This is a genomic window from Rhizobium aureum (assembly GCF_030182495.1).
GTDB lineage: Bacteria > Pseudomonadota > Alphaproteobacteria > Rhizobiales > Rhizobiaceae > Rhizobium > Rhizobium tropici_C.
Map to the genome: position 1 here is coordinate 537,349 of NZ_JAQJCI010000002.1, position 19,112 is coordinate 556,460.

19 protein-coding genes are annotated in these 19,112 nt (G+C 60.4%); 6 read left to right on the forward strand and 13 right to left on the reverse strand.

Features of this window, described 5'->3' with window-relative positions; all coding sequences use genetic code 11:
* Positions 1-59: 59 nt before the first annotated feature.
* Genes PH552_RS08350 through ltnD form a run of 4 tightly spaced genes read right to left on the reverse strand, consistent with a single transcriptional unit; the run spans position 60 to position 3,618 of the window.
* Positions 60-824 carry a hydroxypyruvate isomerase family protein gene (locus PH552_RS08350; protein ID WP_169643233.1) on the reverse strand — a complete coding sequence of 255 codons (765 nt, stop codon included), beginning with the start codon at positions 822-824 and terminating at the stop codon, positions 60-62.
* Positions 825-826: 2 nt separating this feature from the next.
* Complete coding sequence (gene otnC, locus PH552_RS08355) at positions 827-1,477, reverse strand: 3-oxo-tetronate 4-phosphate decarboxylase (protein WP_112344856.1); 651 nt, start codon at positions 1,475-1,477, stop codon at positions 827-829.
* On the reverse strand, positions 1,474-2,748 hold the full coding sequence (gene otnK, locus PH552_RS08360) for a 3-oxo-tetronate kinase (RefSeq protein WP_112344857.1): 1,275 nt from the start codon (positions 2,746-2,748) through the stop codon (positions 1,474-1,476). The genes otnC and otnK overlap by 4 nt, the downstream gene beginning before the upstream one ends.
* A 3-nt stretch (positions 2,749-2,751) precedes the next feature.
* Positions 2,752-3,618 (reverse strand): L-threonate dehydrogenase, encoded by an 867-nt coding sequence (gene ltnD, locus PH552_RS08365; protein WP_246698456.1) that lies wholly within the window; start codon positions 3,616-3,618, stop codon positions 2,752-2,754.
* 210 nt (positions 3,619-3,828) lie between these two features.
* Between ltnD and PH552_RS08370 the strand changes: the two genes are divergently transcribed.
* The 3 genes from PH552_RS08370 (at position 3,829) to PH552_RS08380 (ending at position 6,132) form a co-directional block, all read left to right on the forward strand.
* A complete protein-coding gene (locus PH552_RS08370) occupies positions 3,829-4,827 on the forward strand; it encodes a LacI family DNA-binding transcriptional regulator (protein WP_112345203.1) in 999 nt (332 codons plus the stop codon).
* Between the two features lie 311 nt (positions 4,828-5,138).
* The gene (locus PH552_RS08375) at positions 5,139-5,495 is read left to right on the forward strand and encodes a hypothetical protein (protein ID WP_112344859.1); all 357 of its coding nucleotides are present in this window, start codon (positions 5,139-5,141) and stop codon (positions 5,493-5,495) included.
* 265 nt (positions 5,496-5,760) lie between these two features.
* Positions 5,761-6,132: a hypothetical protein gene (locus tag PH552_RS08380; protein WP_112344860.1), complete on the forward strand. Its 372-nt coding sequence runs from the start codon at positions 5,761-5,763 to the stop codon at positions 6,130-6,132.
* Between the two features lie 135 nt (positions 6,133-6,267).
* On the opposite strand, the gene PH552_RS08385 is transcribed toward PH552_RS08380, so the two are convergent.
* The 4 genes from PH552_RS08385 to PH552_RS08400 form a co-directional block, all read right to left on the reverse strand.
* Positions 6,268-6,708: a VOC family protein gene (locus PH552_RS08385; RefSeq protein WP_112344861.1), complete on the reverse strand. Its 441-nt coding sequence runs from the start codon at positions 6,706-6,708 to the stop codon at positions 6,268-6,270.
* Between the two features lie 191 nt (positions 6,709-6,899).
* Positions 6,900-7,121 (reverse strand): hypothetical protein, encoded by a 222-nt coding sequence (locus tag PH552_RS08390; RefSeq protein ID WP_112344862.1) that lies wholly within the window; start codon positions 7,119-7,121, stop codon positions 6,900-6,902.
* Positions 7,122-7,397: 276 nt separating this feature from the next.
* Complete coding sequence (locus PH552_RS08395) at positions 7,398-8,540, reverse strand: helix-turn-helix transcriptional regulator (protein WP_112345204.1); 1,143 nt, start codon at positions 8,538-8,540, stop codon at positions 7,398-7,400.
* 34 nt (positions 8,541-8,574) lie between these two features.
* On the reverse strand, positions 8,575-8,730 hold the full coding sequence (locus PH552_RS08400; RefSeq protein WP_186450724.1) for a hypothetical protein: 156 nt from the start codon (positions 8,728-8,730) through the stop codon (positions 8,575-8,577).
* Positions 8,731-9,187: 457 nt separating this feature from the next.
* Between PH552_RS08400 and PH552_RS08405 the strand changes: the two genes are divergently transcribed.
* Positions 9,188-10,225 (forward strand): dipeptidase, encoded by a 1,038-nt coding sequence (locus tag PH552_RS08405; RefSeq protein ID WP_112344863.1) that lies wholly within the window; start codon positions 9,188-9,190, stop codon positions 10,223-10,225.
* A gap of 64 nt (positions 10,226-10,289) precedes the next feature.
* On the opposite strand, the gene PH552_RS08410 is transcribed toward PH552_RS08405, so the two are convergent.
* The 5 genes from PH552_RS08410 to PH552_RS08430 all read right to left on the reverse strand — a co-directional run bounded on the left by PH552_RS08410 (position 10,290) and on the right by PH552_RS08430 (position 16,333).
* Entirely contained in the window at positions 10,290-11,687 is a 1,398-nt protein-coding gene (locus PH552_RS08410; RefSeq protein ID WP_183760893.1) for an LLM class flavin-dependent oxidoreductase, read from the reverse strand.
* 36 nt (positions 11,688-11,723) lie between these two features.
* On the reverse strand, positions 11,724-12,701 hold the full coding sequence (locus PH552_RS08415; protein WP_112344865.1) for an ABC transporter permease: 978 nt from the start codon (positions 12,699-12,701) through the stop codon (positions 11,724-11,726).
* 3 nt (positions 12,702-12,704) lie between these two features.
* Positions 12,705-13,724: an ABC transporter permease gene (locus PH552_RS08420; RefSeq protein ID WP_112344866.1), complete on the reverse strand. Its 1,020-nt coding sequence runs from the start codon at positions 13,722-13,724 to the stop codon at positions 12,705-12,707.
* Complete coding sequence (locus PH552_RS08425) at positions 13,714-15,264, reverse strand: sugar ABC transporter ATP-binding protein (RefSeq protein WP_113250449.1); 1,551 nt, start codon at positions 15,262-15,264, stop codon at positions 13,714-13,716. The genes PH552_RS08420 and PH552_RS08425 overlap by 11 nt, the downstream gene beginning before the upstream one ends.
* A gap of 61 nt (positions 15,265-15,325) precedes the next feature.
* Complete coding sequence (locus PH552_RS08430) at positions 15,326-16,333, reverse strand: sugar ABC transporter substrate-binding protein (RefSeq protein WP_112344868.1); 1,008 nt, start codon at positions 16,331-16,333, stop codon at positions 15,326-15,328.
* Positions 16,334-16,753: 420 nt separating this feature from the next.
* Between PH552_RS08430 and PH552_RS08435 the strand changes: the two genes are divergently transcribed.
* Positions 16,754-17,797 (forward strand): substrate-binding domain-containing protein, encoded by a 1,044-nt coding sequence (locus PH552_RS08435; RefSeq protein WP_112344869.1) that lies wholly within the window; start codon positions 16,754-16,756, stop codon positions 17,795-17,797.
* Between the two features lie 72 nt (positions 17,798-17,869).
* Positions 17,870-19,075, forward strand: coding sequence for an acyl-CoA dehydrogenase family protein (locus PH552_RS08440; RefSeq protein WP_112344870.1), 1,206 nt, complete (start codon positions 17,870-17,872; stop codon positions 19,073-19,075).
* Positions 19,076-19,112 lie beyond the last annotated feature (37 nt).

Genomic DNA, 19,112 nt, shown 5'->3' on the forward strand with positions numbered 1-19,112 from the left:
TCGGGATCAGTCCCGAGTGAATAAGTTTGACGGCCGCATCCGGGACGCCAACCGCCGTTTCATCTGTAAGTCTGCAGCCAGGTGAGCCCCGCATTCGTCGTGGTTGCCGGCCGATATTCCGCGCCGATCGGCCTGTCATAACCAAGCATTTCCAGGACCTGCAGAATGTGACGATAATCGATCTCTCCGTGATCCGGTTCGCGCCTGTCCGGAACAGCAGCGATCTGGATATGGCCGATTGCTCCCATATGCGCTTGCAGCCTATGTGTCAGATCGCCCTGCATGATCTGGAGGTGATAGCAGTCGAACATCAGTTTGAGATTATCAGCGCCCACTTCAACGATGATGTCCAGCGCCTGATCGGCAGTCTGGAGGAAGTAGCCTGGTGCATCGCGATAGTTGAGCGGCTCGATCAGGATGGTCGCTCCCATCTTGCTGGCGCGTTCGCAGGCATAGCGCAGATTGGAAATGAAGGTGGCCCGTGCGTCATCGCCGGCGGTCTTGCCTGCCATCACATGCACATTTCGCGCCCCGATGGCGTCTGCATAGTCGATAGCCTGATCGATGAGCAGGCGGGCTTCTTCCTCGCGTCCCGGGATGGCGGCAAGTCCGTTGTCGCCGGCCGCGACATTGCCGCGGGCAGTATTGAGGCCGAGCATGGCGAGGCCGGTTTCCTCCAACGCCCGACGCACGGCTTCAGCGGGCGTGTCGTAGGGGTAGTGGCATTCCACGGCGTCGAAGCCGGCGGCCTTGGCGGCGCGGATGCCGTCGGGAAGGGAAAGCTCCTGCCACAGGAAACCCAGATTGGCGGAAAAGCGTGTCATGTTCAGTCCCATTCCACATCATAAGTGCGGACGAGATCGGCGATTTGCGCATCCGTCAGCAGCGAAGGATTAGCCCCACGGGTCAAGATGGCAAGCTTAGCCGTCTCTTCCAGTTCTTCGATCGCATAGATAGCGGCTTCCAGATCCTTGGCCGAAACGACAGGGCCGTGTGCTGCCAGCATCACGGCGCTGCGCTTGCCGGCAAGGCCGCGAATGGCATCGCCCATCGCCGGATCGCCCGGCATGAAATAGGGCAACAACTTCACCTTGCCGAGCTTCATGATCGAATAGGCGGTCAACGGCGGCAGCATGTTGTCGGCATCGACGCCGGGCAGGATCGAAAGCGCCACCGAGTGGCTGGAATGAAGATGGACGACGGCGCCTGTCTTTTTCGGTCGTGTCTCATAGAAGGCGGCATGCAGCGGCATCTCCTTCGTTGGCTTGTCCCCGCCGATCAGGCGCCCTTCATCGTCGAAGAGCGAGAGGCGGGCGGGATCGAGGCGTCCGAAGGAGCTGCCCGTCGGCGTCACCAAAAGCCGTCCGTCGCTGAGCCGCGCCGAAATATTGCCGGAGGAGCCGGCGGTCAGGCCGCGATCGTAAAGCGATTTGGCCATCATGCAGATCTGTTCGCGCAGCGCGGCTTCCTCGCTCATGCCGCCCTCAATCCATCGAAAGCGTCTGTAAAGAAGGTTTCCCCGCCGAAATTGCCGGACTTTAGAGCTAGAGCGACTGTTTCGCCCCCAAGGGTCGTGAAAGTCCAAGGCACGCCGGGTGCTATTTCCGGCCCGATAGTCAAATGCGCCGCCCCGAGCGCCTGCGTGATCGCGCCGGAGGTCTCGCCGCCGGCAACGACGAAGCGGCGGGTGCCGCCATCGAACGCCGCGCGGGCGATCTCGGAAAGCGCGTTCTCGACGACCTGGCCCGCCTTGTCCCGCCCCAACCGCTCCTGCGCCTGCCGTACCTCATCGGGTTCGGCGGTCGCGTAAATGAGTTTCGGCGCATCGGGGGACTGTTGACGCAGCCATTCCAGCGCAGTACCGGCGCCTTCCTCTGCAAGCACGACCGGATCGAGCTGCAGGCTGGCGACCTTGCCGGCGTAATTGACAACCTGCTTCCGCGTCATGGCGGAGCAGCTGCCGGATAGGACGATCGAGCCGCCGGCGACCTTCGGCGGCGCCTGTCTATGTTCGGAGAGGCCAACGAGACCCTGCTCCATGTAGAATCGCGGAAGCTGGCCGGCAATTGCGCTGCCGCCCGTCAGCAGCGGCATGTCGAAGGATGCCGCCGCGATCGTGCGGAGATCGTCGTCGGATACGGCATCGACGATCACATGTTGAATGCCGCCGCTGCCGAGTTGCGCCAACTTTGCTCTCAGCGCCGCTGCACCCTTCGAGACGATATTACGGCTGGCAAGGCCGACAGCGCCATTCACCTGCGGCGTCAGAAGCCGCAAGAGGCTTGAATCGCGCATCGGCGTCAGCGGATGGTCCTTCATCGGACTTTCCGACAGAGGCTGCTCGCCGACGAAGAGATGGCCCATGAAGACGCTACGCCCATTTTCCGGAAAGGCAGGACAATAGATTGTCTGGGTCGCACTCGTCTCCGCCAGCAGCATCTCAGCGACCGGACCGATATTGCCTTCGGCCGTGCTGTCGAATGTCGAGCAATATTTCCAGAAGAAACGGTTTGCTCCCGCTTCCTTCAGCCAATCCAATGCTTGCCGAGCCTGCTTCACGGCGATCGCGACCGGCGATGTCCGGCATTTCAGGGCGATGACCTCGAAGGCAGCCGTCTCGTTCCGGTCGCGCTTCTCCGGCGGTATGCCGATCCGCAGCGAAACGGGCAATCCGCTGCGCGCCAGCAGCGCGGCAAGGTCGGTCGCCCCGGTAAAGTCATCCGCGATGCAACCAAGCAGGAGCGCCATGGTCTAACCTTTCACGCCCGGCAGGCTGGCTCCGCTCTTGGCGGCCAGGATTTTTGCGACGGCTGCGTCATCTTCAAGACCGAGACCCGCTTGCGATGCTTCAACGAAGAGATCGAGCGCCGTTGTTGCAAGCGGGGTGACGGCACCGGCCTTGCCGGCCTCCGAAGTGACGATGCCGAGGTCCTTGACGAAGATATTGACCGCCGAGCGCGGCGTGTAATCGCCTGAAACGATGTGCTCGCCGCGGTTCTCGAACATCCAGGACGAGCCGGCGGAAACACGAATCACCTCGTAGAGCGTTTTCAGATCGATACCTGCCTTGGCGGCAAGCGTCATGGCCTCGGCTGTCGCGGCGATATGCACGCCGGCCAGCAGCTGGTTGATCATCTTGACCTGCGAACCGGCGCCTGGGCGATCGCCGAGCCGGAACACCTTGGCCGAAATGGCATCGAGCACCGCGGATGCGCGATCGAAGGCCTCGGGCATGCCGGACGCCATGACGGTGATCTCGCCTGCAAGGGCGCGCACGTGACCGCCGGAGACGGGCGCGTCGATGACGAGCATGCCTGCCGCTTCCAGCCTTTCCGCAATGGCTATTGTGGCGCTCGGGGCCATAGTGGCGCAGAGCAGGAACACCGTCGACGGCCGCGCTGTTTCCAGCGCACCGTTCTGCCCGAAAAGCACGTCCTCGGTCTGCTTGTTGTTGACGACATAGACGAGGATCACGTCGGCATCTTCCGCCGCCGACGCCGGCGTCGTGCAGGGTGTGCCGCCGTTCTCGGCAAAACAGGCGAGAGCCTCGCTGCGAAGATCGCAGCCGCGCACGTTAAAGCCAGCTCTCAGAAGCGACAAAGCGGCGCCCCAGCCCATGGACCCCAGACCGATAACGGCGGCCTTCTTCGTATTCTGCACGGCGCTACCTCTGCGATTTTCAGCCTATGTTACCGATACCGGTATCGGTAACATAGGCTCATTTCTCGAGGAATTGTCAATAGGCTCATGTTTGCCTTTTCGGCGAAACATTCTATGAAGGAGAGCGGCATTGTGCCAGCCGCATGGTTCATCGAGGGTTGCTTGGGGATGCGCAAACCCACTCTGGAAGAAGTCGCGACCGAAGCGGGCGTCAGCAAGATGACGGCGTCGCGCGCTTTGCGCGGCGTTGCCGACGTCTCCAGCGAGACGCGCGACAGGGTGATCGAGGCGGCAACGCGGATGAACTATGTGGGCAACAGGCTGGCACTCTCACTATCTTCTCAGCGCACCAATCTGGTCGCTGTTGTCGTTCCCAGCATGTCGAACATTGTTTTCCCGGAGATTCTTGCCGGCATTTCCGCCGGGCTTGATGGTTCCGGCATGCAGGCCGTGTTCGGCATATCCGATTATGACATGGCAAAGGAGCGCGACATCATCCGCGATATGCTCTCCTGGCAACCCTGTGCCATCATCGTCACCGGCCTGGATCAACCCGAGGAAACGGTGGACTTGCTCCGCCACGCCAATATTCCGGTCATCCAGCTCATGGATCTCGATGGTGCGCCCATCGATTTCAATGTCGGGCTGTCGCATGGCGCGGCGGGCGAAGACATGGCCGAAGCGCTCATTGCCGCCGGCCGTTGGCGGTTCGGCTATGTCGGCAGCGCGCTGGAAAAGGACCTGCGTGCCGGCAAACGCAAGGCCGGCTTCGAGCGCATATTGCGTACGCATGGTCTCGATTTCATCGAGCAGCGGATTGACGATGCCTTTTCCTCAATCGCACTGGGAAAGCGGCTGACGATGGCAATGCTCGCGGCTGCGCCCGATATCGATTGCATTTATTATTCGAACGACGACATGGCGAGCGGCGGATTGTTCGCCTGTATGCAGCTCGGCATTGAGGTTCCTGGCCAAGTGTTGATTGCCGGATTCAATGGGCTGGATCTGGTCGGCTCCCTGCCGGCGCCGATCGCGACCTCCCGCTCGCCAAGGCGCGCCATGGGCGAGATGGCCGCACAGCTGGTTCGCCACGCTGTCGCCGGCGAGGGCGATATCGGCGAGAAAACCATCGCGTTCAAACCGACGATCACTGGCATCGAGCGCTAGGATATCTCCGTCTGGATGACGAAGCGGGGATATCAGGCCGGGTATTGAGGGCAGCATGGCCTCTTACGTTCAGCAACAAGATTTCCCATAAATTCCATCGTGCAGAAACATTCGGACAGGGGCGGAGCGAGCTCGTCAGCTAGACAGATATCGGGTTTGCTATCCAGCGAGGTTTCCGAGTGCCGATGCTTTCCATAAATTCGCGGCGATGCGCTGAAAGCCCGAATTCTGGCGATCGCATCATCATGTGAGCAAGTTGTCATTTCGTAGGCTTGATACTAATTTGGGTAGCATCAGGGGATTGGGGATTCATGTACGACGATTCGATCCTGCCAACAGAGATTGCCGTTTTGCTTGGTTTGGTCTGCAATATCGGCGCGCCGCTTTTGGCTTTCTGGGCGGCGGGAAAATTACCTCGACTACGCCTCTGGTTTCATGCAGCCGCCTTTGTCGCGATCCTGGCCTCGCCGCTGGTGGCCATGAGCCTTGGGCTGCCGGATCTTTTTCCTGAAGAGGAAGACAGCCCAGGCGCCCATTTTGCTTTCCTGCCGCTGATCATAGAAACGGCCATTATCGTGTTGCTTTATTGTCTCGCCGCCGCAATGCTTCTGTCCCAGTCGGTTCATTCTGCCATCACCGATTGGCGGGATGGAGATCATACGTCCTGACGCGTGGTACGCGAAAATAGGTAGCGGTTTTCGCGAGATTGGCGCGGTTTGGCTGCAGACTGCTGGCATGAATCTCGAGGACATGGAATTTTGCTGGCTGTCGAGGAAATTGCGAGCGCCTCTGCGCGGCCGTCAATGGCTGGTCCGTCGATAGTCCCTTGACGTTCGACCCTGTGCTATGATCACGCTCCGGCGGCGTTCAGGCAGAGTTCAGGCGAGCTGGTGTATCTCTGCCTCGTCCATAAGAGAAAATGGGGTAAGGGAAATGTTGGAACGTTTCGTACGAGTATCGCGCGTCGCCCTGATCGGGCTGGCCGCGTTGCAACTGATGACCTCTGCCGCCTCGGCGCAGTACTATGGTGGCGATGACGGCTACGCGCCGCCGCCCTGGCAGCGTGACCAGGGTCGTGATTGGAACCGCCCGCCGCGCGGATGGGACCGCGACCGGGATCGCGATTGGGACCGTGATCGCGGCTGCAGCCGGCGCGAGCTCATGCGAGCCGCCCGTGCCGAAGGCTTCCGGCGCATCGATTCAATTGACAGCAATGGCCGGCGTATCGTCGTTCGTGGCTGGAATGATGGCGGCCCGGACCGTATGGTCTTCGCCAATCGGAGCGGCTGCCCGGCTCTCAACTGATAGCCGATATAGCGCAAGCGGAAGCCGAGTGTGGATCGGCTTCCGCTTACCTTCGCGGCCGCGCATCCTTTCGACTGGCTAAAAAAGGATGCGCCGTTGCCGCTTTAGAGCTTTGTTGCCGTTTGTCGCGCAGCCTTAGGCGGCGGCGAATTTCTTTTTCGCGGGAACAGTGCCGCTGGTCTTGTCGGATATGACTGCCGCTTCGACGCCATCGCTTTGCGACGTCACGATGAACTGCCAGGATACACCCCAGGGATCTACCACCGGGCTGTGACTATCCTTCGAACTGCCCTTTTCCAGAGCAGCGCGCAAACGATCCGCTTCGGCCTTCGTTTCGCATTCGAAGATGATGGAAGAGCAATGCTCCGAGCGATCGAGCGGCCCGGCCTCAAAGCCCATGAAGGAACGGTTGCCGAGTGTGAAGCCTGCGAATTTCACGCTGCCGGCCGGACCATTCGGATTATCGGTCAGGATATTCGAGATCCACCCGGTTGCCGAATTCGGAATAAGCGTCGCGTAGAACTCGATCGCCGATTCCATATCACGCCGAAACCAGAGATGTTGCCTGACTTTCATCACTATTCGCTTTCTTCAAGTCCCGCCTGGATAGGGCGCCGCATGAAGGAGGCATGTCTGCCGTATTGATGGGTAGAACTCGTGCCGCCGGCGAGCCGCCTTCTTGGTGAGCGGTGTCGCCGGCGGCATGCTGAAGAGTTGCTGCTGGCCGTCCGTGCCCACCCCTGCGGGGCACGGACGGGTACGCAACACTATTTTTCGGCAACTCTACCAGCGAGAGCCATGACGTAGTCGTCGGCGATGTCGGCGAGGGTCAAAGCGACTTCCGGTTCATTCCAGCCGGCAGCAAGCACCATTTGTACGAAATCGCGAAACGCTACTTCCAGAACCTCTTCACGTTCGACGGCGCGATAGGCGTCGGTGGAAGGATGTTGAGGCTTGCTGATGGTCATTGTCTGGCGGGTCGATACCATTGCTATGTTCCCTAAAGCTTTGCCGTGGTGGACGGAGGGTACATTCGCCACTCACCAGGGCCTTGGTGTCCAAACGATTATTATGCTTCTTTTCTAATAGGTTACGTGCGACATGTCGTTAGCCGTGCATCCTGAAACTTGCAGCAGCGTCCATTTTCGCAATTGCTGAAGTGCGATCCGGCGGCCGAGCGCCGAGATCGCGGAGGCGAACGTATCGCCCGGCGCGCGAAGCAATCCGCTTTGCGCGCGTTCAAGGGATGTCAAAATCCATCGTCTTTAGTGATAGTAGCCGAGGGTCCTCAGCCATTCTTCGAAGGAATGGGTGTCAGGCGATGCCGGCGAAGCGACTTGTCCAAGATAGCGTGGAATGGTGAGATTTCTTGCTTCACGAGGACTGTAGCCAAATTCCTTGCTGAATGCCCGGCTGAAATGTGCTGCCGATGAAAAACCGACGCTAAAGGCAATATCGAGGATCTGCTCCCGGTTCGCCGGATCGCTGAGCGCGGCATGGGCCGACAGAAGACGGCGTCGCTGAATATAATGATGCACGCCGCCATATTGCTCGAAGATTTGGTAGAGCCTGGTGCGGGATATGCCGAGCTGCCGGCATATCTGCTCCACCGTCAGGTCGCCCGCAGCAAGATTGCTTTCGACGAACCGCCGCACGCGCTCCGTTACTGCCAGAGTGCTATGTTGCTCGACGCCTGTCGATTGGGCCGCCGATGTCGAAACGGACGCCACGATCATGTTGCGCACCGTCTGAACGATATGCGGCAGGTCGGTCGCCGCAAAGCGAGGAAGATTGTCCGTGACGCTGTCGAGATATTCGATCAGCATGCCCGTGAAGATCCCGGAAAGGGCGATGTTGTTTTCGATCTCGACGGGGGCGGGAACTTCGAACAGCAATGCTCGCGGCAGAAAGAGCGAGAGGGTTTTCGCTTCGGTCGATCGTCCCCGAAAAGGATGCCCGAGAGAGCGCAATTCTATCTTGCCCGGCTCGCCTTCCAGCACACGCCCGTCGACCTCCGTCCATGTCCGGCCATCGCTCAGGACGGAAATATGCCAATGATCGATGAGGTTGGCTTTTACCTTCGCCTGCGAGCGCATGTAGCTGTGAGGAGGCGTATCCTGCTGAACGATGAGCATGCCACCGAGATTCCAGGCCACATGATCTGCGGGAAAACCGGTTTCCGGCGAGACATTATCCGGCAGGCGGATGTCAACCAGGGGTGCGATATAGGTCTGCCAGGCGGCAAATTGTGCCGCCGGTTCGAGCTCGCGCGTCGAAAACCGCAGCGGCTGCAAAGCCGGCAGTGGCAACACTTCCTCGCTCGCCGGCTTTTCCGGCCGCGGAAAGCGCCGCCGATCTGACGGCTGGGGCCTTCTGTCCTCGCGCCACGATCGATCCTTCGCCTCGATGGACGCAGATGCGGATTGTTCTTCGCGCCGCAAATCAGACAATCCGGTCTCCTCGAATACCGTCGGGATAAAACATGAGCACCGCCTTCAAACGGCCACTCACGATGCCGGCTGATAGATGGTCGCCTGTTTCAACAGGAATAAGGTTCAAAGCCTGCTTCGGGCTGTCTTTTCTCCAGCGAAACGACATGTTGCACCTGCCGTATCCTTAGCTACCTGATGATGCCAAACCCTTTCATTTGCAGCGCGATTTCGAAAAGGCAAGTCCCGCGGGTCATCAACCTCATATTCGCGTGGCAATTGCCCTGAACTATGGCGCCAGGTGGTGTGGATTCGTGTCGTATTGGCACATACCGAGCGATTTCGGGACGGCGGGCCGATCGGATATCTGCAAGAGTGGACGGACTTTGGGCTGCGCTGCAGACCAATGTCGCCCCGGTATTTGATTGAAGGCGTTGCCGACTTCCGGCAATAGCTTTATGCCGCACATAACGAGGCTTGGCATGGTCCGGTCTCCATCATATCTTTGCGGAACTCCCCACCGGCGCGCTTTGCGAGCAACCCTTCCGTTTTTCATGCGTAGTTTGCATTTGCCCATCCAGCCAATTTTTCCTACGCAGATATCAACCACAGTTTTGGAATGAGACATGACCGAATCCTCGATAATCCCCGTCTTTGATGGCCACAACGACGTGCTGCTCCGGCTGCGCCGCGGCGGCTTGAATTCCGTCGACGCTTTCCTGAATGGCGAAGCTGCCGGGCATATCGACCTGCCTCGTGCGCGCCGCGGTGGCCTCGCCGGCGGGCTATGCGCCATATTCATTCCGTCGCCGGATCAGCCGAAGCCCGAAAACGCCGATTTTGTCACGCCTGCCCAGCCCGACGCGCTGAACGAGACCCTGGCCATGGCGCGGCTTTTGCTAGCGATCGAGGCCCGCTCCAAGGGAGCGGTAAAGGTTTGCCGTTCGGCCGCCGATATCAAGCGCTCCATTGCCGAGGGCCAATTCGCTGCGATTTTCCACATCGAGGGCGCGGAGGCTGTCGCGGCCGATCTCGATGCTCTTTACGTCCTGCATCAGGCCGGGCTACGCACGCTCGGGCCTGTATGGAGCCGCTCGAACGTCTTTGCTCATGGCGTGCCGTTCCGCTTTCCCTCGACGCCGGATATCGGCCCTGGCCTCACCGATGCCGGCAAGGATCTGATCCGCGCCTGCAACGAGCTCAGGATCATGATCGATCTATCGCACATGAACGAGCAGGGTTTTTGGGATATCGCGAAATTGTCGAATGCGCCGCTGGTCGCCTCGCATTCCAACGCGCATGCCATCAGCCCGCACAGCCGCAATCTGACCGACAGGCAGCTCGACGCGATCCGCGATACGGGCGGCCTGGTCGGCATCAATTTCGGCGTGCTCTTCCTGCGCGATGACGGCGCGAGGAACATGGATACGCCGCTCGACATCCTCGTTCGCCACGTCGCCTACATTGCCGAGCGCATTGGCATAGAGCACGTCGCGCTCGGTTCCGATTTCGATGGTACGACCATACCGGCAGCACTAGGCGATGCGAGCGGGCTGCCGAAGCTGATCGACGCCCTGCGCGCGCATGGCTTTGACGACCAGGCGCTCGCCAAGATCGCGCATCAGAACTGGATTCGCGTCCTCGATCAGACCTGGGGCGGCTGAGAAGAGCCGTCTCCGTCCAAGCCGGGGCAGCTGCGGAAGATCGCGGCGGCCCCTTGCCTGAAGCCTATCCGGCGCGTCTGGATAGGGCCGCAACTTCCCCAAGATTGCGATAGCCGGCCGCCGGATGCGGTGCCGTGAGTCTTGGGCCGCTGCCGCCGAGCTTCTCGCGCAGGGTGCCCGCGCGATATTCGGTCTTGTAGACGCCGCGCTTCTGCAGCTCCGGCACCAGAAGATCGACGGCATCTTCGAAGCTTTCGGGCGTGACGGCATAGGCAAGATTGAAGCCGTCGACGTCGGTATCCTCGATCCATTCCTGCATGAGGTCCGCGACCGTCTGTGGCGAGCCGACAAAGACCGGGCCGAAGCCGCCAATGCCGACCCAATCCGCCATTTCGCGCACCGTCCATTCCTTGCCTGGGTCGATGGTGGTGAAGGTCTCGACAGCAGATTGCACCGCATTGGTATGGCGATGGCGCAGCACCTCGTCGGGCGAGAACTGGCCGAAATCGATGCCCGTCCAGCCGGAGATCAGCGCCTGCGCGCCTTCGAGCGAAACATATTGACGGTATTCGTTGAACTTGCGCTGCGCCTCGGCATCCGTCTCACCGAGAATCACAGTCTGAAGATTGAAGGAGAGGATTTCTCGGGGATTGCGGCCGATGCGCTCGGCGGCTTCGCGAACATTGGCGACATAGCGTTTCAGGACCGCTTTTGACGGTGCGGCGACGAAAATGCATTCGGCATGCGCGCCGGCGAAATCCTTGCCGCGGCTGGAGGCGCCCGCCTGGTAGAGCACAGGCGTGCGCTGCGGCGACGGTTCGCAGAGATGAATGCCGGGTACGCTGAAATGCTTGCCGGAATGGCGGATCGGATGCACCTTTTCCGGTCTCGTAAAGATGCCGCTCTCGCGATCGCGGATGACGGCGTCGTCTTCCCAGCTGCCCTCCCAAAGCTTGTAGCAGACTTCGAGATATTCCTCGGCCAACGCATAACGATCGTCATGTTGTGTCTGGGCCGATTGACCGATGTTGAGCGCGCCGCTGTTCAAATAGGAGGTGACGATGTTCCAGCCGACGCGCCCTTTCGTCAGATGATCGAGCGTCGAGATGCGCCGTGCGAAGGTATAGGGATGCTCGAAAGAGAGCGAAGCCGTCAGACCGAAGCCGAGATGCTCCGTTTCATAGGCCATGGTCGGGATGAGCTGCAGCGGATCGTTGACCGGCACCTGTGCCGAATGGCGCAAGGCCGCATCGACATTGCCGTTCAGAACGTCATAGACCCCAAGCACGTCGGCGATGAACAGGCCGTCGAACTTGCCGCGCTCCAGCGTCTTTGCCAGATGGACCCAATAATCGAGGTCCTTGTAGGTCCAGGATTTGTCGCGCGGATGGCGCCATAGGCCCGGTGACTGGTGTCCGACGCAGTTCATGTCGAAGGCATTGAGCCTGATTTCGCGTGTCATCTTGCTATTCCTGCGATTGTATCGTTGGGCCGGCGATCAGACGCCGACGGCTTTCTTGTTGACGAAGCTGAAGGCGAGCACGGCGAAGATCAAAAGGCCGGTGCCGACCTGCTGCCAATAGAAGTTCAGGCCCGTCAGCAGCAGGCCGTTGGCAACGATGCTCAACAGCAGAACGCCAAGAACGGTGCCGGCGACATTCGGCCGACCGAGTGGCGAAAAGGTCGTGCCGATGAAGGTGGCGCCGATGGCGTTCAGCATGAAGCCGTTGCCGGAGGAGGGGATATAGACGGTGACCGTCGCCGTCAGGATCAGCCCGGCAAAGGCGGCAATCGTGCTTGCAAGAATGAAGGTCACGGCGACATGCTTTGCCAGTCCAATCCCGGAATAGCGCACCGTCCGCGGTTGGATGCCGATCGCAAGCACGACTCGGCCGAAGCGCATGCGCCCGAACAACAGTGCTGCGCCCGCGATGATGACCGCGGCGATCAGAAGCGGGACCGGCAGGCCGGCAATCGTTCCATGACCGATAAAGCGGAACGCTGCGGGGACGCCGGAAGGCGGCAGATAGACCGGATTGCCACCGTCCGTGAGCAATTGCTGAATGCTGCGGCCGATGAACAGCGTTCCGAGTGTTGCCAGGAATGGCGAGACGCCGATCGCCGAGATCAGCGCCGCATTGACGCTGCCGACCACGGCTCCGGCGCCAAGGCCCGCCAAGGCGGCCAGCGGCACGGGCAGGCCTGCAAGAATACCGGAGACGAAGGCGAAGCTTGCGAAATCGACCGCCGTTCCGACGGAGAGATCGATGCCGCCGGCGGCAACGGCGAAGGTCATGGCGATCGAGACGATGGCCAGCAGCGTGAAGTTATTGACGAGAATGCTCTGCAGATTGCCGATGCTGAGAAATGTCGGTGCCACGATCGAAAACAGGGAAAAGACGACGACAAGGGCGACAATGAGTCCATAGCGGGCGAGGCCGGCGAATGATCGTGTCGGAGCGATGGCAGCGGTCATGGCTCAGATCTCCCGTTTGCGCAGCAGGGTGGTGGCAGAAACCACGATGAGGATCAGAAGACCTTGAACGCCGCTGACCAGCGTGCTTGGCAGGTTGAGCAACTGAAAGCCATTGATGAGAAAGCCGACGAACAGCGTCGATATGAGCGTGCCGCCGATGGTCGGTACGAGCCGGCGCGAGAAGACAGAGCCGAGCAAGGCCGTTACGACGACGGGAAGCAGCATTTCGCCCGAACCGGTGGTGCTGCCGCTGAGATAGGCGACCGACAGGATGCCGGCGATGCCGCCGCAGAACCCGCTGGCGACGAAAGCGCCCGCGACCAGGCTCCTCAACGGCAATCCGGCGGCGCGTGCGGCCTCCGGAAACTCGCCGACGGCATAGAGCCTGAGGCCGAGTGGGGTGAATTGAACGATCGCCGTGGCGATGATGGTGAAGCCGATCAGCACATAGGCGAGGATCGGAATGCCGAAGCCGTCAGACGATGACAGAAGGGCAAGGAGGTCAGTCGAGGCGGGAAGCACGGTATTCTGCGTCAGCACCAGCTCCAGCCCGGCGACCACGTTCATTACGGCGAGGGTCGCCAGCAATGGTACGATGCCGGCAAAGACGATCGCCAGCGCATTGACGGCGCCGATCGCCAGACCGGTCGCCAGCGCGCCCGCCGCGGCGACCAGGTCACTGAAGCCGAGCTGGATGAGGCTTGCGTAAACCGCGGCGCTCAGCCCCATATTGGCGGCAAGCGAGAGGTCTATGCCACCGGTGACGACATTGGAGCCGCCTGCAATCAACACGATCGTGAGGCCGATGGCAAGAACACCCGAAATGGCCGATTGTCCGAGCACGTTGCCGATATTGCCGACCGTCAGAAAATAGGGCGCCGTCAGCGCGAAAATCACCAGAATGGCTGCAAAGGCAAGCAGCGAACCGAACCGCAGGGCAGCAGCGGCAAGCCTGCCGCCGGTCGGTAAGGCTTTTGCCGTCGAAGTTTCAGGCAGCGAGGCAAATTGAACATCAGCCGACATGGCGCAATCCTTCCAAGGCACCGGTGGATGCCGACAGAACTTCGTCCGTTGTGGTCTGAGAGGAAATCAGTTCACGCGTCACGCGACCGCGGAATAGCACAAGGATCCTGTCCGTGATGCCGACAAGCTCCTGAAGATCCGAAGACAGCACGATCACACCGGCACCGCGGGCGGCAAGTTCGCCGATCAGCGAATAGATTTCGACCTTCGAGCCGATGTCGACGCCGGCGGTCGGCTCGTCGAGCAGGTAGATATCCGACCGGCGGCTCAGCCATTTGGCAATCGCCACCTTCTGCTGATTGCCGCCCGAGAGCGTCCGCACCAATGCCTCGCGTCCAGCCGTCTTGATCTGCAGCCGCTTGATCAGCTCGTCGGTGTCGGCGCTTTCTCGCTTTTTGTTGAGAAAGCCGAAGCGCGTATAGCGGCCCAGGCTCGACAGGGTGATGTTTTCACGGACGCTGAGCTCCAGACCTACACCGTGGCCGCGCCTATCCTCCGGTACCAAGGCGATCTGGTGATCGACGGCTTCGACCGGGTTGCGCGGCTTCAGGCCACGCGCATCGACATCGATCGTCCCATCTGTTGCGGCCTGCAAGCCAAACAGGGTGCGAACGAGATCCTTTGCCCCCGAGCCGAGAAGGCCCGTAATACCGAGGATCTCGCCGCGATGCAGTGAGAAGCTGACATCGTGAAAACGGCTGGCTGCCGAGAGATTCCTGACCTTGAGGATTTCCTTGCCGAGTTCGACCTGCCGCTTGGGAAACATGTCGGCGATATCGCGTTCGACCATCAGGTTGGCAATCTTACCTGCCGAGATTTCGCTTGCCCTCAGAGAAGCTACATCGATACCATTGCGCAGAACCGTAACATCGTCGCACAAGGCCTCGATTTCATTGAGATAATGCGAGACATAGACAATGGTCACGCCCTCACCGCGCAGGCGACGGATGAGGCGGAACAGGATCTCCGCTTCCTGGCGCACCAGCGCCGCGGTCGGCTCGTCGAAGACAAGGATCTTCGGTTTATGCAGCAGCGCGCGGGTGATCTGCACGATCTGGCGTTCGGCCGTCGAGAGCTCGCTGATGAGCGCGTTCTTCGGCAGATCGACGCCGAAATAATTGGCAAGGAGCTCTGCTGCCCGCCGCTGCATGGCGCTGCGGTCGAGGAAAGGCGTCTTGCCGAGGCGGGTCTCTCGCCCGAGAAAAAGCGATTCTCCGACGGTGAAGGTCGGGACCAGCAGCCGATCCTGGTGGATGAAATGAATGCCGAGCTCTTCGCACAGATGCGGCGTCAGGCGATCATAGGCCCGGCCCTCGATCTCGATCCGTCCCTCGTCCGGGGTATGCAGACCGGCAAGGAGCTTGATCAAAGTGGATTTGCCCGCTCCGTTCTGACCGACAAGTCCGTGGACGGTGCCGCGCCTGATGGCAAGTGACGCTCCGGCCAGCGCCTGCGCGCCGCCGAAGCGTTTGACGATGCCATCGAAGCGCAGGATGTGCGACTCGTTGTCTGCTGTGGTCGCATGCTCGGCTGCGGTCATGAAAGAGGCCTTTCGCCTTTGGAGGAGCGATGCGGGGAGATCCGCATCGCCGGTTTGCAGGTCAGCCGATGCCGAGCTTCTTGATCACGTCGGCGACATTGCTTTTGTTTGCCAGCAGGGCAGGGACGTAGGTTTCGCGCGGCAGCGTCTGCCCCGAGAGCAGCTTGGCGACATTGCGGATAGCCGTACGACCGATCTCCGCCGGCTGCTGGGCAGCATCGGCGCCCGCCGGTGAATTGGGATCGGCGACGAGCTGCAGCACTTCCGGGCTGCCGTCGACGCCGTAGGTGCGGATCTCCGTGCGGCCGGCGGCGGCGAGAGCCTGCGTGGCACCAAGCTGCGGAATGTCCCAAGCCGACCAGATCGCTTTGATCGACCCCTTTTCCGGATATTTATTGAGGATCGCTGTGATCTGGGTGAATGCGTCCTGAACCGTATTCGGAATGACGTCACGCAGCTCCGGCTGGATAATCTTCACCTTCGGGAAGTATTTGACGACGTTGACGAGCTGGTCGTAGCGGATCGCGCAGGGCGTCACGCCGTAGAAGCCGTTGAAGGCGACGATATTGCCTTCGCCGCCAATGTCGGAGACGAGCTGCAGCGCCAGGTCCTTGCCGATGCCCCAATTGTCCGAGGTGGTGTTGTTGATCGAGTTGGTCGAGCCGACATCGACGGTCAAAACGGGAATGCCGGCGTCGCGGGCCTTCTTCAGCCAGGGGTCGATGACGCTCAGCGTGCCGAGGATCTGGACGATCGCGTCCGGCTTCTGGGCGATCAGCGTCTGCAGCTGCGAGACAAGCTTGCCGTCATTGCGGCCGGCATCGACGGCAATCGGCGTGCCGCCCAGGCGCTTCACTTCGTCGATTTGTGCGTTGTAGGCCTGCAGGTCGAAATAGTGGTCGGTTCCCGTCGCGCTTATGGCGATCCGCTTGCCTTTCAACGACAATGCATCATCGGCAGCTGCCGCGGTTTTGGACAGAATGCTCGAGGCCGCGAGCGCCGTTCCGGCAACCGCCGTCAGTTTAAGAATATCCCGGCGTCCGAGGCCGATCGTCTGTTCCTTGGTCATGAAAGCATCCTCTCCAGCAATCCATAAATGCCAATAGAATATAAAATTGGTAGATTTAAATGATTTGCGGGAGGAACGTTTTTCCAAAACTGGAGCGGCCTGGGAAATTTCCGTCATCCAGCCTTCTAATGTACAGATCGGGTTTCCGTGGCTCGTGCAGTGATTGACAGGTCAAGGTCTGCCTTTTCGGACGCTGCTCTATCGCCATCACCCGAACTGGCTATCTGCGAGATTGCGCGATCTCGTGGGCAAGCCCTTGCCGCCAAGCCTTCCCGTCGCGAACAAAGAATCTCCGAAGGCGGGCAAAATCGGATAATTTAATCTACTAAAAACATAGAGTTTATAGCTAAATAATTGCACGCGTCGCAGGGTCATCATTCCGTCAGACGACGCTTCCGATTGATCGTGAGGGTCGCGACAATGAAATTTCTCACACGGCTTGTCCTGTCGGCCGTTGCTCCTCTTCTTCTTGCGCAGACTGCGCTGGCTGGCGGTGTGAATGGCGCTCCCGCGCCCTTTGATAAAGGGGGCGTAAAGATCGCCTTGGTCAGCTACATATCCGCCGGCGATTTCTTTCAGGCTTATCAGGCCGGTGCGGAAGCGCAGGCGAAGGCGCTCGATATCGATCTACGCGTCTTCCCCGGCCGTCAGGATGCCGCAGCTCAGCGCGAACAGATCCTCCAGGCAATCAATCTTGGCGTCTCTGCCATCGTCATCGATCACGGCCTGCCGGAATCGCTTGGCGATGTCGTCCAGCAGGCGCTCGACAAGGGCATCAAGGTCGTCGCTTTCGACGTCAATCTCAACAATCCGAAGATCCCCCAGGTCGAGCAGAGCGATCATGAGCTTGCCGATCTCGCTTTGAAGCAGGCCGTCAAAGACAACGGGAACAGTTTCAAGGCAGGTTATGTCTATGTAGCCGGCTTTGCGCCGCTCGACCGTCGCAACGAGGTCTGGGACACGTTCAAGAAGCAGAATGCAGGGGTCGTCGAGAAGACCCGTTTCGGCAATGTCAGCGATACGACGGCGACGTCGACCGCGGACCAGGCAAAGGCGGCGCTGACGGCCAATCCCGATATATCGGTCGTCTTCGCTCCCTATGACGAATTCGCGCGCGGTGTGAAGCTTGCCGCCACCGATCTCGGGATTGCCGACAAGCTGAAGATCTACTCGGCCGACGTATCGACAGCCGACATTCAGGAGATCACCGAGCCGGGCAGCCCCTGGGTCGCGACGGTTGCAACCAATCCGGCCGTGGTCGGCGCCGTCTCCATCCGTGCCGCGGCTTTGCAGGTCGCAGGCCAGGAGGTTCCGCATCAGATCACCGTCAAGCCGACCCTGCTGACGCAGGAAGGGCTGCGGGCGGCCAGCGTCAAGACGATCGAGGAACTGGCACAGAAAGTTCCCGCCTTCAGCGCTAGCGACGCAGTGACCGCAAGCTGGATACCGGACAAGCTTTTCTAAGCTGCCGACTTCGATCTTTCGGCGGGGTCCCTTGATCCCGCCGGATTACGTCACTGAACCGGAGTTCATATCATGAGCCAGTCCAACGTCGTCTTTGCGGGCAATCGAAATGCCACGCGAGAGGACCTTTTTGCCAGAGCGGAAGAGATTGCCGCGGATCTTTCGAAGCGAGCTGCAGAACTTGACCGGGAGGGACGGCCTCCTCACGGCGAAATCGTCAGACTGAAGAATGCCGGGCTGCTGAACGCCCTGCACCCACAGCAGATCGGCGGCGGTGGTCTCGACTGGGTGGACGGATTGCGGCTGGTGCGCATCCTTGCGCGCGGCGAAAGCTCCATCGGCCAGCTTCTCGGCTATCACTATGTCAACAGCCAATATGTCTATTGGGCCTTCGACGAGACACGAGCGCAGGAATTCGGCAGCAAGACGGTTGCCAACAGCCTCTATTGGGGCGCCGCCGTCAATCCGCGCGATCCAGGCCTCGTGCTGACGCGTCGCGGCAACGGTTATGTCCTGAATGGCCGCAAATCCTTCTCGACGGCCGCTCGCGTGTCCGACTATATCAATGCCAATGCCGCGCTCGACGACAGGATCGTCGGCTTTGCTGTTCCGACGAACCGGCCGGGCTACAAGGCCAATGACGACTGGGACAATTTCGGCCAACGCCTCTCCGACAGCGGCAGCGTCGAATTCCATGATTTCCCCGTCTATGAGGAGGATCTGGACAGGGCGGCGGCGACTGGCGGTGAGGCGCCGGTGCTCGCGACGTTCAACACGCCGTTCATTCAGCTTGTTTTCGTGAACTTCTATCTTGGCACGGCCGAGGGCGCGTTGCGCGAGGCCATCGACTACGTCCGCACCACGACACGGCCCTGGGTTACTTCCGGCGTCGAGCGTGCATCGGACGACCCCTATATTCTCGAGCGTGTCGGCGAGTTCACTGCGGCCTTGAAGGCTTCCGTTGCGCTGGCCGATAGCGCCGCGGCAGCGGTGCAGGAGGCTCTTGCGAGAGGAAGCAGGGCAACGGCGCGCGAGCGCGGCGAGGCGGCAGCCGAGGCCTATGCGGCGAAGGTGCATGCGACGCACGTTTCGCTGGATATCACCTCACGCGTCTTCGAACTCACCGGCGCGCGCTCGACCGCAGAGAAATATCGCTTCGATCGCTTCTGGCGCAATGTGCGGACGCATACGCTGCACGATCCGGTCTTCTACAAGGCCAAGGAAGTCGGCGAGTTCGTGCTGAACGACCGGATTCCCGAAGTCAGCCTCTACAGCTGATCAGACCTCATCGGACAGAAAAGCCCCGTTGCCCAAT

What these genes read in the sequence shown, in the direction of transcription:
- PH552_RS08350 (WP_169643233.1), bottom strand. Translation starts at nt 824, where the DNA reads ATGACACGCTTTTCCGCCAATCTGGGTTTCCTGTGGCAGGAGCTTTCC.
- otnC (WP_112344856.1), bottom strand. Translation starts at nt 1,477, where the DNA reads ATGAGCGAGGAAGCCGCGCTGCGCGAACAGATCTGCATGATGGCCAAA.
- otnK (WP_112344857.1), bottom strand. Translation starts at nt 2,748, where the DNA reads ATGGCGCTCCTGCTTGGTTGCATCGCGGATGACTTTACCGGGGCGACC.
- ltnD (WP_246698456.1), bottom strand. Translation starts at nt 3,618, where the DNA reads ATGGGCTGGGGCGCCGCTTTGTCGCTTCTGAGAGCTGGCTTTAACGTG.
- PH552_RS08370 (WP_112345203.1), top strand. Translation starts at nt 3,829, where the DNA reads ATGCGCAAACCCACTCTGGAAGAAGTCGCGACCGAAGCGGGCGTCAGC.
- PH552_RS08375 (WP_112344859.1), top strand. Translation starts at nt 5,139, where the DNA reads ATGTACGACGATTCGATCCTGCCAACAGAGATTGCCGTTTTGCTTGGT.
- PH552_RS08380 (WP_112344860.1), top strand. Translation starts at nt 5,761, where the DNA reads ATGTTGGAACGTTTCGTACGAGTATCGCGCGTCGCCCTGATCGGGCTG.
- PH552_RS08385 (WP_112344861.1), bottom strand. Translation starts at nt 6,708, where the DNA reads ATGAAAGTCAGGCAACATCTCTGGTTTCGGCGTGATATGGAATCGGCG.
- PH552_RS08390 (WP_112344862.1), bottom strand. Translation starts at nt 7,121, where the DNA reads ATGGTATCGACCCGCCAGACAATGACCATCAGCAAGCCTCAACATCCT.
- PH552_RS08400 (WP_186450724.1), bottom strand. Translation starts at nt 8,730, where the DNA reads ATGTCGTTTCGCTGGAGAAAAGACAGCCCGAAGCAGGCTTTGAACCTT.
- PH552_RS08405 (WP_112344863.1), top strand. Translation starts at nt 9,188, where the DNA reads ATGACCGAATCCTCGATAATCCCCGTCTTTGATGGCCACAACGACGTG.
- PH552_RS08410 (WP_183760893.1), bottom strand. Translation starts at nt 11,687, where the DNA reads ATGACACGCGAAATCAGGCTCAATGCCTTCGACATGAACTGCGTCGGA.
- PH552_RS08415 (WP_112344865.1), bottom strand. Translation starts at nt 12,701, where the DNA reads ATGACCGCTGCCATCGCTCCGACACGATCATTCGCCGGCCTCGCCCGC.
- PH552_RS08420 (WP_112344866.1), bottom strand. Translation starts at nt 13,724, where the DNA reads ATGTCGGCTGATGTTCAATTTGCCTCGCTGCCTGAAACTTCGACGGCA.
- PH552_RS08425 (WP_113250449.1), bottom strand. Translation starts at nt 15,264, where the DNA reads ATGACCGCAGCCGAGCATGCGACCACAGCAGACAACGAGTCGCACATC.
- PH552_RS08430 (WP_112344868.1), bottom strand. Translation starts at nt 16,333, where the DNA reads ATGACCAAGGAACAGACGATCGGCCTCGGACGCCGGGATATTCTTAAA.
- PH552_RS08435 (WP_112344869.1), top strand. Translation starts at nt 16,754, where the DNA reads ATGAAATTTCTCACACGGCTTGTCCTGTCGGCCGTTGCTCCTCTTCTT.
- PH552_RS08440 (WP_112344870.1), top strand. Translation starts at nt 17,870, where the DNA reads ATGAGCCAGTCCAACGTCGTCTTTGCGGGCAATCGAAATGCCACGCGA.